Source organism: Pseudomonas sp. ASL7 (genome assembly GCF_056680375.1).
The window spans coordinates 2526094-2544371 of record NZ_CM155279.1; the positions used below are offsets into that span (position 1 = coordinate 2526094).

The window sequence follows — 18278 nt, forward strand, 5'->3', positions numbered from 1 at the left end:
TCGCGTCCTTTTTCAAGACACTCATTGAATCCCTATGCGTGATCCAGCCCCTTCTGACACACAAAAGAAGCGCGTCATTGTCGGTATGTCCGGCGGCGTGGACTCTTCCGTTTCCGCTCTCCTGCTGATCGAGCAGGGTTATGAGGTGGAAGGCCTGTTCATGAAGAACTGGGAAGAAGACGATGGAACGGAATACTGCACCGCCATGGATGACCTGGCGGATGCCCAGGCCGTGTGCGACAAGATTGGCATCAAGCTGCACACCGCCAACTTCGCTGCCGAGTACTGGGATAACGTGTTCGAGCATTTCCTGGCCGAATACAAGGCCGGTCGCACACCGAACCCGGACATCCTCTGCAACCGCGAGATCAAGTTCAAGGCGTTCCTCGACTACGCCATGATGCTCGGTGCCGACCTGATCGCTACCGGCCACTACGTGCGCCGCCGCGACATCGACGGGCGCACCGAACTGCTCAAGGGCCTGGACCCGAACAAGGACCAGAGCTACTTCCTTCACGCCGTCGGCGGCGAACAGATCGCCAAGACCCTGTTCCCGGTTGGCGAACTGGAAAAGCCCGAAGTGCGCGCGATTGCCGAGAAGCACGACCTGGCCACCGCGAAGAAAAAGGATTCCACCGGGATCTGCTTTATTGGCGAACGCCGTTTCAGCGATTTCCTCAAACAGTACCTGCCGGCTCAACCCGGCGAGATCAAGACCACCGAAGGTGACGTCATTGGCCGCCACCACGGCTTGATGTACCACACCATCGGCCAGCGCCAGGGCCTGGGTATCGGCGGCCTCAAAGACGCCAGCGACGAGCCGTGGTACGTGCTGATCAAAGACCTGGAACACAACGAGCTGATCGTTGGCCAGGGCAACGACCATCCTTATTTGTTCTCCCGTGCCCTGCTCGCCTCGGACATCTATTGGGTTAACCCGATCGACCTTGCCGAGCCACGCAAGCTGACGGCCAAAGTCCGCTACCGCCAAAGCGACCAACCTTGCACGCTGGAAAAAACCGCCACCGGTTACCGCGCGACCTTCGATGACCCGCAACGCGCGGTGACCCCAGGCCAATCCGTGGTGTTCTACGACGGTGAAATCTGCCTTGGCGGCGGCGTCATCGAAATTGCCGAACCGTGGACCAGTAAAGGCCAGCCACAATGAGCCCGACCCAGGAGCAATTGACGGCGCTGGGCGGCGTTTTTCTCGCCGCCGTACTCGTCGACAAGATTGCCAAGACCGGCCAGATCGCCGAAGCCGGTTTGAGCTGCATGCTCGGCAGCCTGCTGATTCGCGACCCCAAGGACACGCTGGAAGTGTACGGCGGCGACGATATCAATCTGCGTGAAGGCTACCGCGCATTGATTGGTGCCCTGGAACGCGACCCCAGCACCCTGCAACGCGAACCGTTGCGTTACGCCCTGGCGATGCTCGGCCTTGAACGACAACTGGCCAAACGCAACGACATGCTCGACGTGATCGGCAAGCGATTGCCGCAAATCCAGTCTCAGGTCGAGCACTTCGGCCCGGTGCACGAGAACGTGATCGCCGCCTGCGGTGCGCTGTATCAGGACACCTTGAGCACCTTGCGCCAACGGATTCAGGTCCACGGCGACATGCGCAACCTGCAGCAACCGAGCAACGCCTCGAAAATCCGCGCGCTGTTACTGGCCGGGATTCGTTCGGCACGCTTGTGGCGGCAGTTGGGCGGCCATCGCTGGCAGTTGGTGGTCAGTCGTCGCAAATTGCTGAAAGAGCTTTACCCGCTGATGCGCAGCAGCTGAACCGCGCCCGCAACATCGTTTTTAATCTGTAACGCGTAGTACGCCGGTCAGTTGGCAACGGACCGGCGGATTTTTTCATGTATGATACGCGCCCCATTTCGTTGCCCGACTGTCCGAGAACACCCCATGCAGCTTTCTTCGCTCACTGCGGTTTCCCCTGTTGACGGCCGCTACGCCGGCAAAACCCAGGCCCTGCGCCCAATTTTCAGCGAATACGGCTTGATCCGTGCTCGCGTTCTGGTTGAAGTGCGCTGGCTCCAGCGCCTGGCCGCTCACCCAGGCATCAGCGAAGTGCCGGCGTTCTCCGCCGAAGCCAACGCTGTGCTCAACACCCTGGCGGAAAACTTCGCTCTGGAGCACGCCGAGCGTGTAAAAGAGATCGAGCGCACCACCAACCACGACGTCAAGGCCATTGAATACTTGCTCAAAGAGCAAGCAGCCAAGCTGCCGGAACTGGCCAAGGTCAGCGAATTCATCCACTTTGCCTGCACCAGCGAGGACATCAACAACCTGTCCCACGCCCTGATGCTGCGTGAAGGCCGTGATGACGTCATGCTGCCGCTGATGCGCCAGACTGCCGACGCCATCCGCGAACTGGCCATCCGGTTCGCCGACGTCCCGATGCTGTCGCGCACCCACGGTCAACCGGCCTCGCCGACCACCCTGGGCAAAGAACTGGCGAACGTGGTTTACCGTCTGGAGCGTCAAATCGCTCAAGTCGCGGCCGTCCCACTGCTGGGCAAAATCAACGGCGCGGTCGGCAACTACAACGCCCACCTGTCGGCCTACCCTGAGATCGACTGGGAAGAAAACGCCCGCGCCTTCATCGAAGACGAACTGGGCCTGGGCTTCAACCCGTACACCACGCAGATCGAACCGCACGACTACATCGCGGAGCTGTTCGACGCGATCGCACGCTTCAACACCATCCTGATCGATTTCGACCGTGATATCTGGGGCTACATCTCCCTGGGTTATTTCAAACAGCGCACCATCGCTGGTGAAATCGGTTCGTCGACCATGCCGCACAAGGTCAACCCGATCGACTTCGAAAACTCGGAAGGCAACCTGGGTATCGCCAACGCACTGTTCCAGCATTTGGCGAGCAAGCTGCCAATCTCCCGCTGGCAGCGCGACCTGACCGACTCCACCGTCCTGCGCAACCTCGGTGTCGGCTTTGCCCACAGCGTGATCGCGTACGAAGCCAGCCTCAAAGGCATCAGCAAGCTTGAGCTGAATGCCCAGAAGATCGCTGCCGACCTGGACGCGTGCTGGGAAGTTCTGGCCGAACCGATCCAGACCGTGATGCGTCGCTACAACATCGAAAACCCGTACGAAAAACTGAAAGAATTGACGCGCGGCAAAGGCATCAGCCCTGAAGCGCTGCAAACTTTCATCGACGGCCTGGACATGCCAGCCGCCGCCAAGGCCGAGCTGAAATTGCTCACCCCGGCGAACTACATCGGCAATGCTGTAGAGCAAGCCAAGCGCATCTGATCGACCGTTTTACCCGTTTGAGACGCCCGGCAGCGCCGGGCGTTTTTATTCCCGTCTGAAAAGTGCTTTTTTTCAATAGGTTACACATGAATCCTGACATTCCTCTTCAACTTCTGGGCGGCATCACGGCGCGCGAATTCCTGCGCGACTACTGGCAGAAAAAACCTCTGCTGATCCGTCAGGCGATTCCTGATTTCGAAAGCCCGATCGACGCCGACGAATTGGCGGGCCTGGCGCTGGAAGAAGAAGTTGAATCGCGTCTGGTGATCGAGCACGGCGAGCGTCCTTGGGAATTGCGCCGTGGCCCGTTCGCTGAAGACGAATTCAGCAAATTGCCGGAGCGCGAGTGGACCCTGCTGGTCCAGGCGGTTGACCAATTCGTGCCGGAAGTCAGCGAGTTGCTGGAGCATTTCCGCTTCCTGCCGAGCTGGCGCGTCGATGACGTGATGATCAGCTTCGCCGCCCCAGGCGGAAGCGTTGGCCCGCACTTCGACAACTACGATGTATTCCTGCTGCAAGGTCACGGCAAGCGCAACTGGAAAATAGGCCAGATGTGCGATTCCGAAAGCCCGCTGCTGCAACATGCAGACTTGCGCATCCTGGCTGAGTTCGAAGCCACCGATGAGTGGGTCCTGGAACCGGGCGACATGCTCTACCTGCCGCCGCGACTGGCCCACTGCGGCGTGGCCGTCGATGATTGCATGACCTACTCCGTGGGTTTCCGTGCACCGAGCGCTGCGGAAGTGCTGACCCACTTCACCGACTTCCTCAGCCAGTTCCTGCCGGACGAAGAGCGCTACACCGACGCCGACGCCCAGCCTGCGGTCGATCCTCATCAGATCCAGCATGACGCCCTCGACCGCTTGAAAAGCCTGCTGGCCGAGCACATGAGCGACGAACGCCTGCTGCTGACCTGGTTCGGCCAGTTCATGACCGAACCGCGCTACCCGGAACTGGTGGTGGGCCCGGAAGAAATCGAAGAAGACGACCTGCTCGCCAGCCTCGAGCAAGGCGCTGTATTGATTCGTAACCCGAGCGCACGCCTGGCCTGGTCCGAAGTCGATGACGACCTGCTGTTGTTCGCCAGCGGCCAGAGCCGTTACCTGCCGGGCAAGCTGCGCGATCTGCTGAAAATGATCTGCGCCGCCGACGCGCTGCACGTCGACAATCTGGGCGACTGGCTGAGCGACGAAGACAGTCGCGGCCTGCTGTGCGAGCTGATCAAGCAAGGAAGCCTGGGGTTTGCTGATGAATAAAATTCACGTACGTGCCGCAGACTGGCAAAAGGACAACGCCGAGATCCGGCGCATTCGTGAGACGGTGTTCATCGCCGGGCAATCCGTTCCGCCCGAGCTGGAATGGGATGCTGATGACGCATCGGCGGTGCATTTTCTAGCCTTCGAAGGCGACTTCCCGATTGGTACCGCCCGCCTGCTGCCCGACGGGCAAGTCGGCCGGGTATCGGTACTGAAAGACTGGCGCGGATTGAAGGTCGGCGACGCGCTGATGCAAGCGGTGATCTTCGAAGCCGAGAAGCGCGGGTTGAAGCAACAGATGCTAAGCGCGCAAGTGCAGGCCACAGCGTTCTATGAGCGTTTGGGCTTCAGCCTGGTCAGTGAGGAGTTCCTGGAAGCAGGCATCCCGCATGTGGACATGGTGCGCCACTCGGCTTGAGACCGAGGTGCTGCCATCGCGAGCAGGCTCGCTCCCACAGGGTTTTAGGTGTTGCCACAGATTGCAGCAACACCATTGATCCACTGTAGGAGCGAGCCTGCTCGCGAAGAGGCCCTGAAGAACACCACAAAACGCCCCGCCATTTTCGGATGCCGGGGCGTTTTGCTGTCTACGATTCAACTTGCCCCACGCCGGGCCGACAAACTGGCAATATCAAGACCTGTAGGAGCGAGCTTGCTCGCGATGGACGTCAACGATAATGCTGTAAGCCTGACACTCCGCGGCGCTCGCACATCCATCGCGAGCAAGCTCGCTCCTACAGACACACCACACAGTCGGAGATAACGGACATGTCCCTACGCACCCTGCTCACCACGCTGCTGTTGACCTGTAGTTTTTCGGTCATGGCCGCCACCGAGATCGTGCCACTGAACTACCGCACCAGCGCTGACATGCTGCCGACGGCACAGGGTTTCATCGGCAAGGACGGCGAGGTCAGCGCCTACGAAAATCAACTGATCGTTACTGCCGATCAGCGCAAGATCGACGAACTTAAAGCACTTATCGCGCAACTCGACACGCGACCCAAGCGCCTGCTGATTACCGTCGACACCAATGAAAACAACTTCCAGGGCGACCAGGGTTACTCGGTGAATGGCGCCAAACCGAGCCAGACCCGGATCATCATTCGCAGCACCGACAGTCGTGATGGCGGCATCCAGCAGGTTCAAACCAGCGAAGGTGCACCCGCGCTGATCCAGGTCGGCCAGAGTGTTCCGCTGACCAGCACTCAGGCCGACTCCTCCGGCGATCTGCGCAGCCAGACCGAATACCGCAACGTCACCCAGGGTTTCTACGTCACAGCCAGTATTACGGGCGAGATCGTTCACCTGTCGATCAGCACCAACCGTGACCGCATGAGCCAGGAACGTCCCGATGTAGTGAACGTGCAAAGTACCGACACAACTGTCACGGGCCATCTCGGCGAATGGATCACTCTGGCTGGCGTTAACAGCCAGACTCAGGCCGACAAACAGGGCCAGACCCGCAACTATGCGACTCAGGGCCGGAATGACATGACGCTGCGGGTGAAAGTCGATACTTTGGACTAAACCACCGAAAACTGACTGATTAGTCGTATTAGACCAAAGATGTAGTGCCGTAAAAAAAGCACTACAAAACGTTTGACGATCGAAAAAAGCAAAGGCATGATGGCCTCGCTCCCGCTAATCAGGGGCCCTGGCAAGGGCCTTCGAAGCGATGCTCGCACCCACCCCGCGAGCCGCTTCGTGTCTGTACCGCCTACAAGGTGTGTTTGACGAGGTTGCCGACTGGAACGAAGTTGTCCCGAGGGACGGAAGCGTATTTAGGTAAACCCGGCATCACACTGAAGTTCGTATAAAGGCCCACGACGCCCAAATGCGCTCGCCAGTTCGCCCTTACCTGCTCACTTCCCCTCGAGCCATCGTTCATCCCGTCGCCACCCCGCCGAATCCGACTTGACCGCCTAAGCTTCTGGTCAGCGAGCAGCCATCTACGCCACTTTCAGAATGCGTATCTGGCAGGAGCAGGAATTTTCCACCAAGACCTATGCGACGAGGTTTATCTCCATGGCACTGACACGCGAACAGCAAATTGCAGCCCTCGAAAAAGATTGGGCTGAAAACCCACGCTGGAAAGGCGTGACACGCGCTTACTCCGCTGCTGACGTCGTCCGCCTGCGTGGCTCGGTTCAACCTGAGCACACCTTTGCAAAACTGGGCGCCGAGAAGCTGTGGAACCTGGTAACCCAGGGCGCCAAGCCGTCCTTCCGCCCTGAGAAAGATTTCGTCAACTGCATGGGCGCCCTGACCGGCGGCCAGGCTGTACAACAAGTTAAAGCCGGCATCCAGGCGATCTACCTGTCGGGCTGGCAAGTAGCGGCGGACAACAACTCCGCAGAATCGATGTACCCGGACCAGTCGCTGTACCCGGTGGATTCGGTTCCAACCGTGGTCAAGCGCATCAACAACTCGTTCCGTCGTGCTGACCAGATCCAGTGGAAAGCCGGCAAAGGCCCGGGCGACGAAGGCTACATCGACTACTTCGCACCGATCGTGGCTGACGCTGAAGCCGGTTTCGGCGGTGTGCTGAACGCTTACGAGCTGATGAAAAGCATGATCGAAGCAGGCGCTGCCGGCGTTCACTTCGAAGACCAACTGGCTTCCGTGAAAAAATGCGGCCACATGGGCGGCAAGGTACTGGTTCCTACCCAGGAAGCGGTACAGAAGCTGACCGCTGCTCGTCTGGCGGCTGACGTTGCCGGCACTCCGACCATCATCCTGGCGCGTACCGACGCTAACGCGGCTGACCTGCTGACTTCCGATTGCGACCCGTACGACCAGCCGTTCGTAACTGGCGAACGTACCCAGGAAGGCTTCTACAAAGTGCGCGCCGGTCTGGACCAGGCCATCGCTCGCGGCCTGGCTTACGCTCCGTACGCCGACCTGATCTGGTGCGAAACCGCCAAGCCGGATCTGGACGAGGCTCGTCGCTTCGCTGAAGCGATCAAAAAGGAATACCCGGACCAACTGCTGTCGTACAACTGCTCGCCTTCCTTCAACTGGAAGAAAAACCTGGACGACGCGACCATCGCCAAGTTCCAGCGCGAACTGTCCGCCATGGGTTACAAGCACCAGTTCATCACCCTGGCCGGCATTCACAACATGTGGCACAGCATGTTCAACCTGGCGCACGACTACGCCCGCAACGACATGACTGCCTACGTGAAACTGCAAGAGCAAGAGTTCGCTGACGCTGCCAAGGGTTACACCTTCGTGGCTCACCAGCAGGAAGTGGGCACCGGCTACTTCGACGACATGACCACCGTGATTCAAGGTGGCTCGTCTTCGGTGACCGCGCTGACCGGTTCGACTGAAGAAGAACAGTTCCACTGATCGCCTTCGCCTGAGCAAACGGCCGTTGCGGACCGGATAGAAAGCTAACCGCAACGTCGCACATCTGACACCCCGACTGGTTCGGGGTGTTTTTTTGCCCGCGTTTTCACCAACACCACAAAATCCTGTAGGAGCGAGCTTGCTCCGGGCGGCGTTCCGACGATGGACGTGAACGATGACGCGTACCGCCTGGAAAAATGCGCCGCCTTCGAATTCATCGCGAGCAAGCTCGCTCCTACAGAAAAACATTGACCCTGGGCCGTACCCACGGCAAAAAATCAGCTAAAACAGACGCCGTCGCTACTTGCAGTAAGACGCATATAAGACAACTTCATGAACACTTGCCCGTTAAACAGATCAAAAACCAAGCCAAACAATATTGATTATCATTTAGCGCCAAGTATGTTCGTTACATTCCCTACAAAACATAATTGACGAAATGCCGCCTAATGCCCGCATCGCAAGGGCTACGGCGCTTTTGCCGTTCGCTATGTCCTTATTCCTATAAATAAATTCGCTATCTGAATTTTACTTGCACGGTGTTTAGCCATAAAATCAGCGGGATTGATTGCTGCGACATATCGTCACTGCGTTGTTTCTTTTTTCAAGCTCAGAGACCTTTGCTCTCTGTTAAGGATTACCAGCATGCCCGAAGCGACAGGACTCATGGCCCACAACTGGGGCTTTGCCATTTTCCTTCTGGGCGTTGTCGGCCTCTGCGCCTTCATGCTTGGCGTTTCCAGCCTCCTTGGGTCAAAAGCCTGGGGCCGCAGCAAAAACGAACCGTTCGAGTCCGGCATGCTACCTACAGGTGGCGCCCGCTTGCGGCTCTCAGCCAAATTCTATCTGGTCGCGATGCTCTTCGTGATCTTCGATATCGAAGCCCTCTTTCTCTTTGCCTGGTCTGTGTCCGTCCGCGAAAGCGGCTGGACCGGATTTGTCGAAGCTCTCGTTTTCATAGCAATTCTGTTGGCAGGTCTTGTCTACCTGTTCCGAGTGGGCGCCCTTGACTGGGCTCCGGAAGCTCGTCGCAAGCGGCAGGCGAAGCTGAAACAATGAGGCTTTGGCAATGCAATACAATCTCACCAGGATCGACCCCGATGCTCCTAACGAGCAGTATCCGATTGGCGAACGGGAAACCGTTTCCGATCCGTTAGAAGATCAAGTCCACAAAAACATCTTCATGGGCAAGCTCGAAGACGTGCTTAACGGCACGATCAACTGGGGGCGCAAGAACTCCCTGTGGCCGTATAACTTCGGTCTTTCGTGCTGCTACGTGGAAATGACCACCGCCTTCACGGCGCCCCACGACATCGCGCGCTTTGGCGCCGAGGTTATCCGGGCATCGCCGCGTCAGGCGGATTTCATGGTTATCGCCGGTACCTGCTTCATCAAGATGGCGCCGATCATTCAGCGTCTCTACGAGCAAATGCTCGAACCTAAATGGGTCATTTCCATGGGTTCGTGCGCCAACTCCGGTGGCATGTACGACATCTACTCTGTCGTTCAAGGGGTGGACAAGTTCCTGCCCGTGGACGTCTACGTGCCTGGCTGCCCGCCCCGCCCTGAAGCTTTTCTGCAAGGTTTGATGCTGTTGCAGGAGTCGATTGGACAGGAGCGTCGCCCACTTTCCTGGGTCGTTGGTGATCAAGGCGTCTATCGCGCCGAGATGCCTTCCGAAAAGGAAAAGCGCCGCGAACAGCGAATCGCAGTCACCAACCTGCGCAGCCCCGACGAAGTCTGATCCAGCCCTGCTTCTTTAATAGAACAAGAAACTGGCTTCATTCTTTACGTTGACCGAAAGCGATAAATAACCATGACTACAGGCAGTGCTCTGTACATCCCGCCTTATAAGGCAGACGACCAGGATGTGGTCGTCGAACTGAATAACCGTTTTGGCCCCGAGGCGTTTACCGCCCAGCCTACCCGCACCGGCATGCCGGTGCTTTGGGTTGCCCGTGCCAAACTCGTCGAAGTGATGACCTTCCTGCGCAACCTGCCCAAGCCGTACGTCATGCTCTATGACCTGCACGGCGTGGACGAGCGTCTGCGCACCAAGCGTCAAGGGTTGCCAAGCGGCGCCGATTTCACTGTGTTCTATCACTTGATGTCGATCGAACGTAATAGTGACGTGATGATCAAGGTTGCCTTGTCCGAGAGCGACCTCAGCGTGCCAACCGTTACCGGCATCTGGCCGAACGCCAACTGGTACGAGCGTGAAGTGTGGGACATGTACGGCATCAACTTTGCCGGTCACCCGCACCTGACCCGCATCATGATGCCGCCGACCTGGGAAGGTCACCCGTTGCGCAAGGACTTCCCGGCCCGTGCCACCGAATTCGACCCGTTCACCCTGAACCTGGCCAAGCAACAGCTTGAGGAAGAAGCCGCGCGCTTCAAGCCTGAAGACTGGGGCATGAAGCGTTCCGGTGCGAACGAGGACTACATGTTCCTCAACCTCGGCCCGAACCACCCTTCCGCGCACGGTGCGTTCCGCATCATCCTGCAGCTGGACGGTGAAGAGATCGTCGATTGCGTGCCTGACGTCGGTTACCACCACCGTGGTGCCGAGAAGATGGCCGAGCGTCAGTCCTGGCACAGCTTCATTCCGTACACCGACCGGATCGACTACCTCGGCGGCGTGATGAACAACCTGCCGTACGTGCTCTCGGTCGAGAAGCTGGCCGGCATCAAGGTGCCCGAGAAGGTCGATGTCATCCGCATCATGATGGCCGAGTTCTTCCGGATCACCAGCCACCTGCTGTTCCTGGGGACGTACATCCAGGACGTCGGCGCCATGACTCCGGTGTTCTTCACCTTCACCGACCGCCAGAAGGCGTACACGGTGATCGAAGCCATCACCGGTTTCCGTCTGCACCCGGCCTGGTACCGCATTGGTGGCGTCGCCCACGACCTGCCGCGCGGCTGGGAAAAGCTGGTAAAAGACTTCGTCGAATGGATGCCAAAGCGTCTGGACGAATACCAGAAAGCCGCCCTGGACAACAGCATCCTCAAAGGCCGGACCATCGGCGTCGCCGCCTACAACACCAAAGAAGCCCTGGAATGGGGCGTCACCGGTGCAGGCCTGCGTTCGACCGGTTGCGACTTCGACTTGCGCAAGGCTCGCCCGTACTCCGGCTACGAGAACTTCGAGTTTGAAGTGCCGCTGGCAGCCAATGGCGATGCCTACGACCGTTGCATCGTGCGCGTCGAAGAAATGCGCCAGAGCCTGAAAATCATCGAGCAGTGCATGCGCAACATGCCGGAAGGCCCGTACAAGGCGGATCACCCGTTGACCACGCCGCCGCCGAAAGAACGCACGCTGCAGCACATCGAGACCTTGATCACGCACTTCCTGCAAGTTTCGTGGGGCCCGGTCATGCCGGCCAACGAATCCTTCCAGATGATCGAAGCGACCAAGGGCATCAACAGTTATTACCTGACGAGCGATGGCGGCACCATGAGCTACCGCACCCGGATTCGTACTCCAAGCTTCCCGCACTTGCAGCAGATCCCTTCGGTGATCAAAGGCAGCATGGTCGCGGACTTGATCGCGTACCTGGGTAGTATCGATTTCGTTATGGCCGACGTGGACCGCTAAGCATGAACAGCACGCTTATCCAGACAGACCGTTTCGCCTTGAGCGAAACCGAGCGCTCGGCCATCGAGCACGAGCTGCATCACTACGAAGACCCGCGCGCGGCGTCGATCGAAGCCTTGAAGATCGTCCAGAAGGAACGTGGCTGGGTGCCTGACGGCGCGCTCTACGCCATCGGCGAGATCCTCGGCATTCCGGCGAGCGACGTTGAAGGGGTGGCGACGTTCTACAGCCAGATCTTCCGTCAGCCAGTCGGCCGCCACATCATTCGCGTCTGCGACAGCATGGTCTGCTACATCGGTGGCCACGAGTCCGTGGTCAGCGAAATCCAGAGCAAGCTCGGCATCGGCCTGGGTCAGACCACCGCCGACGGTCGTTTCACCCTGCTGCCGGTCTGCTGCCTCGGCAACTGCGACAAGGCGCCAGCGTTGATGATCGACGACGACACTTTCGGTGATGTGCAGCCTGCCGGCGTTGCCAAACTGCTCGAGGGCTACGTATGACCCTGACTTCCTTCGGCCCTGCCAACCGCATCAAGCGTTCGGCCGAGACTCACCCGCTGACCTGGCGTCTACGTGACGACGGCGAAGCCGTGTGGCTCGACGAGTACCAGGCCAAGAACGGTTACGCCGCTGCGCGCAAAGCCTTTGCCGACATGGCCCAGGACGACATCGTCCAGACCGTGAAAGACTCCGGCCTTAAGGGCCGCGGCGGTGCAGGCTTCCCCACGGGCGTGAAGTGGGGGCTGATGCCCAAGGACGAATCCATCAACATCCGCTACCTGCTGTGCAACGCGGATGAAATGGAGCCGAACACCTGGAAAGACCGCATGCTGATGGAGCAACTGCCCCATCTGCTGATCGAAGGCATGCTGATCAGTGCTCGCGCGCTGAAAACCTACCGTGGCTACATCTTCCTGCGTGGCGAGTACACCACCGCCGCCAAGCACCTGAACCGTGCCGTGGAAGAAGCCAAGGCCGCCGGCCTGCTGGGCAAGAACATCCTGGGCAGCGGCTTCGATTTCGAGCTGTTCGTCCACACCGGTGCCGGGCGTTACATCTGCGGTGAAGAAACCGCACTGATCAACTCCCTCGAAGGCCGCCGCGCCAACCCGCGCTCCAAGCCGCCCTTCCCTGCCGCCGTTGGCGTGTGGGGCAAGCCGACCTGCGTGAACAACGTTGAAACCCTGTGCAACGTGCCGGCAATCATTGCCGACGGCGTGGACTGGTACAAATCGTTGGCCCGTGAAGGCAGCGAAGACATGGGCACCAAGCTCATGGGCTTCTCCGGCAAGGTCAAGAACCCGGGCCTGTGGGAACTGCCATTCGGCGTCACCGGCCGCGAGCTGTTCGAAGACTACGCCGGTGGCATGCGCGACGGCTTCAAGCTCAAGTGCTGGCAGCCAGGCGGCGCCGGTACCGGCTTCTTGTTGCCGGAACACCTGGACGCACAAATGTACGCCGGCGGCATCGCCAAAGTGGGCACCCGGATGGGTACCGGCCTGGCCATGGCGGTGGACGACAGCGTGAACATGGTGTCCTTGTTGCGCAACATGGAAGAGTTCTTCTCCCGCGAATCCTGCGGTTTCTGCACCCCGTGCCGTGACGGTCTGCCGTGGAGCGTCAAGCTTCTGCGCGCGATCGAGAACGGTGAAGGGCAAGCCGGCGATATCGAGACCCTGCTGGGTCTGGTCGGTTTCCTCGGCCCAGGCAAGACCTTCTGTGCTCACGCACCGGGCGCCGTGGAGCCATTGGGCAGCGCAATCAAATACTTCCGTCCAGAGTTCGAAGCCGGCATCGCGCCTACCAGCGCCGCCGTCCCGCCTCTGGCAAGGCCGATCGTAGTCGGCGCGTAAACGCTTAAAAAAGGCGAAGGGTCCGTGCCCTTCGCCTTCTCGTGTGATGACGCCTTGAACGGCTGTGTTGATTCACGCGAATAACAAGATTCCATTAGCCACGCCCGCTGACACCGGGCCAACGAAGAACTTTGAACCATGGCCACTATCCACGTAGACGGCAAAGAGCTCGAAGTCGATGGGGCAGACAACCTGTTACAGGCATGTCTGTCGCTAGGCCTCGATATCCCTTATTTCTGCTGGCACCCCGCCCTTGGCAGCGTTGGCGCTTGCCGCCAGTGCGCGGTCAAGCAGTACACCGACGAAAACGACAAGCGTGGTCGGATCGTCATGTCCTGCATGACCCCCGCCACCGACGGCAGCTGGATCTCCATCGACGACGAAGAAGCGAAAGTATTTCGCGCCAGCGTCGTTGAATGGCTGATGACCAACCACCCTCACGACTGCCCGGTCTGTGAAGAAGGCGGTCACTGCCACCTGCAAGACATGACTGTGATGACCGGCCACAACGAGCGCCGTTATCGCTTCACCAAGCGTACCCACCAGAACCAGCAACTGGGCCCGTTCATTTCCCACGAAATGAACCGCTGCATCGCCTGCTATCGCTGCGTGCGCTTCTATAAGGACTACGCCGGCGGCACTGACCTCGGTGTGTTCGGCGCCCACGACAACGTGTACTTCGGGCGCGTAGAAGACGGCGTACTGGAAAGCGAGTTCTCCGGCAACCTCACCGAGGTCTGCCCGACCGGTGTGTTCACCGACAAGACGCACTCCGAGCGCTACAACCGCAAGTGGGACATGCAGTTCTCGCCGAGCATCTGCCATGGCTGCTCCAGCGGTTGCAACATTTCCCCGGGCGAGCGCTACGGCGAACTGCGTCGTATCGAAAACCGTTTCAACGGTTCGGTAAACCAGTACTTCCTGTGCGACCGTGGCCGTTTCGGCTATGGCTACGTCAACCGCGAAGACCGCCCGCGTCAGCCACTGCTGGCCAACGGCGCCAAGCTGAGCCTCGACGAAGCGCTGGATAAAGCGGCTGACCTGCTGCGCGGTCGCAACATCGTCGGTATCGGCTCGCCCCGTGCCAGCCTTGAAAGCAACTACGCGTTGCGCGAACTGGTCGGCGCCGAGCACTTCTACTCCGGTATCGAAGCCGCTGAGCTGGAACGCATTCGCCTGGTCATGCAGGTGCTGAAAGACAGCCCGCTGCCGATCCCGAACATGCGCGACGTCGAAGACCACGACGCCATTTTCGTCCTCGGTGAAGACCTGACCCAGACCGCCGCCCGTATGGCGCTGTCCCTGCGTCAATCGGTCAAAGGCAAAGCCGAAGACATGGCCGATGCCATGCGCGTTCAGCCTTGGCTCGACGCGGCGGTGAAGAACATCGGTCAGCACGCGCTGAACCCGCTGTTCATCGCCAGCCTGGCTGAAACCAAGCTCGACGACATCGCTGAAGAATGCGTTCACGCCGCGCCAGACGACCTGGCCCGCATCGGTTTCGCCGTGGCTCACGCCCTCGACGCCAGCGCCCCGGCAGTTGAAGGCCTCGATGCTGAAGCCCTCGCACTGGCCAAGCGGATTGCCGACGCCCTGCTCGCGGCCAAGCGTCCACTGATCATTGCCGGCACCTCGTTGGGTTCCAAGGCGCTGATCGAAGCGGCGGCGAACATTGCCAAAGCGTTGAAGCTGCGCGAGAAGAACGGTTCCATCAGCCTGATCGTGCCAGAGGCCAACAGCCTCGGCCTGGCCATGCTCGGTGGCGAATCGGTCGACGCCGCGCTGCAAGCCGTGATCGATGGCAAGGCCGACGCCATCGTCGTGCTGGAAAACGATTTGTACACCCGTACCGACAAAGCCCGTGTCGATGCTGCCCTGAACGCCGCGAAAGTGGTCATCGTTGCAGACCATCAGAAGACCGCCACCAGCGATCGCGCGCACCTGGTTCTGCCAGCCGCCAGCTTCGCTGAAGGCGACGGTACGCTGGTCAGCCAGGAAGGCCGCGCCCAGCGCTTCTTCCAGGTGTTCGATCCGAAATACATGGACGCCAGCATCCTGGTTCACGAAGGCTGGCGCTGGCTGCATGCCCTGCGCGCCACCCTGCTGAACCAGCCGATCGACTGGACGCAACTGGACCACGTCACCGCTGCCGTCGCTTCGAGCACGCCGCAACTGGCGCGTATCGTTGATGCCGCACCGTCCGCCGCGTTCCGCATCAAGGGCATGAAACTGGCCCGCGAACCGCTTCGTTACTCCGGTCGTACCGCCATGCGCGCCGACATCAGCGTGCACGAACCGCGTACTCCGCAAGACAACGACACCGCGTTCAACTTCTCGATGGAAGGTTACTCGGGCTCGGTCGAACCACGTCAGCAAGTGCCATTCGCCTGGTCTCCGGGCTGGAACTCGCCGCAAGCCTGGAACAAATTCCAGGACGAAGTCGGTGGTCACATCCGCGCTGGCGACCCAGGCACCCGCCTGATCGAAAGCACCGGTGACTCGCTGAACTGGTTCGCCGCTGTTCCGCGTGCGTTCAACCCGGCTCCGGGTACCTGGCAGGTTGTGCCGTTCTTCCACCTGTTCGGCAGCGAAGAGACCTCTTCCAAAGCCGCACCGGTTCAGGAACGCATCCCGGCCGCCTACGTGTCGCTGGCCAAGTCCGAAGCTGACCGTCTGGGTGTCAACGACGGTGCCCTGCTCAGCTTGAACGTGGCCGGTCAGACCCTGCGTCTGCCGCTCCGTATCAACGAAGAGCTGGGTGCCGGCCTGGTCGCATTGCCGGCCGGTATCGCCGGCATTCCGCCAGCGATCTTTGGCAAAACCGTTGACGGTCTGCAGGAGGCAGCTCAATGACCTTGTTCACTCCTGAAGTGATCGACATCATCATCGCGGTCCTCAAGGCCGTGGTGATTCTGCTCGCCGTGGTGGTCTGCGGTGCACTGCTGAGCTGGGTCGAGCGTCGTTTGCTCGCCCTCTGGCAAGACCGTTACGGTCCGAACCGCGTCGGCCCGTTCGGCGCGTTCCAGATCGCCGCCGACATGATCAAGATGTTCTTCAAGGAAGACTGGACCCCACCGTTCGCCGACAAGATGATCTTCACGCTGGCACCGGTCGTGGCCATGAGCGCCTTGCTGATTGCCTTCGCGATCATCCCGATCACCCCGACCTGGGGCGTGGCGGATCTGAACATCGGCATCCTGTTCTTCTTCGCCATGGCCGGTCTGTCGGTCTACGCGGTGTTGTTCGCCGGTTGGTCGAGTAACAACAAGTTCGCCCTGTTGGGCAGCTTGCGGGCCTCGGCACAAACCGTATCGTACGAAGTGTTCATGGGCCTGTCGTTGATGGGCATCGTGATCCAGGTCGGCTCGTTCAACATGCGTGACATCGTCGATTACCAGGCCCAGCACCTGTGGTTCATCATTCCGCAGATCTTCGGTTTCCTGACCTTCTTCATCGCCGGCGTCGCCGTGACTCACCGTCACCCGTTCGACCAGCCGGAAGCGGAGCAGGAACTGGCCGACGGTTATCACATTGAATACGCCGGCATGAAATGGGGCATGTTCTTCGTCGGCGAGTACATCGGCATCGTGTTGATTTCGGCGCTGCTGGTGACCTTGTTCTTCGGTGGCTGGCACGGTCCGTTCGATATTCTGCCGCAGATCCCGTTCATCTGGTTCGCGCTGAAAACCGCGTTCTTCATCATGATCTTCATCCTGCTGCGCGCCTCGATTCCGCGCCCACGGTATGACCAAGTGATGGATTTCAGCTGGAAGTTCTGCCTGCCGCTGACCCTCGTCAACATGCTGGTGACCGCTGCGATCGTGTTGCTCAACACGCCCGCCGTCGCGGCTCAGTGAGGATAGAGAATCATGAAGTACATTTTTGACATCGTGCATGGCTTCTTCACCCAGCTTCGCAGCCTGGTGATGATTTTCGGCCACGCCTTCCGCAAGCGCGACACGCTGCAGTACCCGGAAGAAGCCGTGTACCTGCCGCCGCGCTACCGTGGCCGTATCGTCCTGACCCGCGACCCAGATGGCGAAGAGCGTTGTGTAGCTTGCAACCTGTGCGCCGTGGCATGTCCAGTCGGTTGCATCTCGCTGCAGAAAGCTGAAACCGAAGACGGTCGCTGGTACCCGGAGTTCTTCCGCATCAACTTCTCGCGCTGCATTTTCTGCGGCCTCTGCGAGGAAGCCTGCCCGACCACCGCGATCCAGCTGACACCGGATTTCGAGATGGCCGAGTTCAAACGTCAGGACCTGGTGTACGAGAAAGAAGATCTGCTGATCTCCGGCCCCGGCAAAAACCCTGATTACAACTTCTATCGTGTTGCAGGTATGGCGATTGCCGGTAAGCCTAAAGGCTCCGCGCAAAATGAAGCCGAACCGATCAACGTGAAGAGCTTGCTGCCTTAAGGAAGAAAGATGGAATTCGCTTTCTATTTCGCATCGGGTATTGCTGTTGTGTCCACGCTTCGCGTGATCACCAACACCAACCCTGTGCATGCCCTGCTCTACCTGATCATTTCGTTGATCTCCGTGGCGATGACGTTCTTCGCCCTCGGCGCACCGTTTGCCGGTGTGCTGGAAGTGATCGCCTACGCTGGCGCCATCATGGTGCTGTTCGTGTTCGTGGTGATGATGCTGAACCTGGGCCCGGCCTCGGTTCAGCAAGAGCGCGTCTGGCTCAAGCCCGGCATCTGGCTCGGCCCGGTCATTCTGGGTGCCCTGCTGCTGGCTGAGCTGCTGTACGTGCTGTTCAGCCACTCCAGCGGTCAGGCCGTCGGCCACACCACCGTAGACGCCAAGGCCGTGGGCATCAGCCTGTTCGGTCCTTATCTGCTGGTGGTCGAACTCGCCTCGATGCTGCTGCTCGCCGCAGCCGTCACGGCGTTCCACTTGGGCCGCAACGAAGCCAAGGAGCAATGACG

At 59.6% G+C, this 18278-nt stretch carries 16 protein-coding genes; all 16 read left to right on the forward strand.

The window, feature by feature from the left end; translation table 11 throughout:
- Positions 1-34: 34 nt before the first annotated feature.
- Positions 35-1168, forward strand: coding sequence for a tRNA 2-thiouridine(34) synthase MnmA (gene mnmA, locus AC1MDT_RS11480; protein ID WP_480422131.1), 1134 nt, complete (start codon positions 35-37; stop codon positions 1166-1168).
- Positions 1165-1788 (forward strand): high frequency lysogenization protein HflD, encoded by a 624-nt coding sequence (hflD, locus tag AC1MDT_RS11485; protein WP_480422132.1) that lies wholly within the window; start codon positions 1165-1167, stop codon positions 1786-1788. The genes mnmA and hflD overlap by 4 nt, the downstream gene beginning before the upstream one ends.
- Positions 1789-1914: 126 nt before the next feature.
- Complete coding sequence (gene purB, locus AC1MDT_RS11490) at positions 1915-3285, forward strand: adenylosuccinate lyase (protein WP_201111682.1); 1371 nt, start codon at positions 1915-1917, stop codon at positions 3283-3285.
- An 86-nt stretch (positions 3286-3371) separates the two neighbouring features.
- The gene (locus AC1MDT_RS11495) at positions 3372-4541 is read left to right on the forward strand and encodes a ribosomal protein uL16 3-hydroxylase (RefSeq protein ID WP_480422133.1); all 1170 of its coding nucleotides are present in this window, start codon (positions 3372-3374) and stop codon (positions 4539-4541) included.
- Complete coding sequence (locus tag AC1MDT_RS11500) at positions 4534-4959, forward strand: GNAT family N-acetyltransferase (RefSeq protein WP_480422134.1); 426 nt, start codon at positions 4534-4536, stop codon at positions 4957-4959. Before AC1MDT_RS11495 ends, AC1MDT_RS11500 begins: the two co-directional genes overlap by 8 nt.
- A gap of 350 nt (positions 4960-5309) precedes the next feature.
- A complete protein-coding gene (locus AC1MDT_RS11505; RefSeq protein WP_480422135.1) occupies positions 5310-6071 on the forward strand; it encodes a secretin N-terminal domain-containing protein in 762 nt (253 codons plus the stop codon).
- Positions 6072-6569: 498 nt separating this feature from the next.
- On the forward strand, positions 6570-7895 hold the full coding sequence (gene aceA, locus AC1MDT_RS11510) for an isocitrate lyase (protein WP_008032724.1): 1326 nt from the start codon (positions 6570-6572) through the stop codon (positions 7893-7895).
- 645 nt (positions 7896-8540) lie between these two features.
- Positions 8541-8954, forward strand: a complete 414-nt coding sequence (locus AC1MDT_RS11515; RefSeq protein WP_003223812.1) for an NADH-quinone oxidoreductase subunit A — start codon at positions 8541-8543, stop codon at positions 8952-8954.
- 10 nt (positions 8955-8964) lie between these two features.
- Positions 8965-9639, forward strand: coding sequence for a NuoB/complex I 20 kDa subunit family protein (locus tag AC1MDT_RS11520; protein ID WP_007946424.1), 675 nt, complete (start codon positions 8965-8967; stop codon positions 9637-9639).
- 72 nt (positions 9640-9711) lie between these two features.
- Entirely contained in the window at positions 9712-11496 is a 1785-nt protein-coding gene (nuoC, locus tag AC1MDT_RS11525) for an NADH-quinone oxidoreductase subunit C/D (RefSeq protein ID WP_201111671.1), read from the forward strand.
- Between the two features lie 2 nt (positions 11497-11498).
- Positions 11499-11996, forward strand: a complete 498-nt coding sequence (gene nuoE / locus AC1MDT_RS11530; protein ID WP_007970445.1) for an NADH-quinone oxidoreductase subunit NuoE — start codon at positions 11499-11501, stop codon at positions 11994-11996.
- On the forward strand, positions 11993-13348 hold the full coding sequence (nuoF, locus tag AC1MDT_RS11535) for an NADH-quinone oxidoreductase subunit NuoF (protein ID WP_201111669.1): 1356 nt from the start codon (positions 11993-11995) through the stop codon (positions 13346-13348). The genes nuoE and nuoF overlap by 4 nt, the downstream gene beginning before the upstream one ends.
- A 138-nt stretch (positions 13349-13486) precedes the next feature.
- Positions 13487-16201: an NADH-quinone oxidoreductase subunit NuoG gene (gene nuoG / locus AC1MDT_RS11540; RefSeq protein WP_480422136.1), complete on the forward strand. Its 2715-nt coding sequence runs from the start codon at positions 13487-13489 to the stop codon at positions 16199-16201.
- Positions 16198-17205, forward strand: a complete 1008-nt coding sequence (gene nuoH, locus AC1MDT_RS11545) for an NADH-quinone oxidoreductase subunit NuoH (protein ID WP_247256181.1) — start codon at positions 16198-16200, stop codon at positions 17203-17205. Before nuoG ends, nuoH begins: the two co-directional genes overlap by 4 nt.
- A 12-nt stretch (positions 17206-17217) precedes the next feature.
- A complete protein-coding gene (gene nuoI, locus AC1MDT_RS11550) occupies positions 17218-17763 on the forward strand; it encodes an NADH-quinone oxidoreductase subunit NuoI (RefSeq protein ID WP_480422137.1) in 546 nt (181 codons plus the stop codon).
- Between the two features lie 9 nt (positions 17764-17772).
- On the forward strand, positions 17773-18276 hold the full coding sequence (gene nuoJ, locus AC1MDT_RS11555) for an NADH-quinone oxidoreductase subunit J (protein WP_480422138.1): 504 nt from the start codon (positions 17773-17775) through the stop codon (positions 18274-18276).
- The last annotated feature ends 2 nt before the right edge of the window (positions 18277-18278 follow it).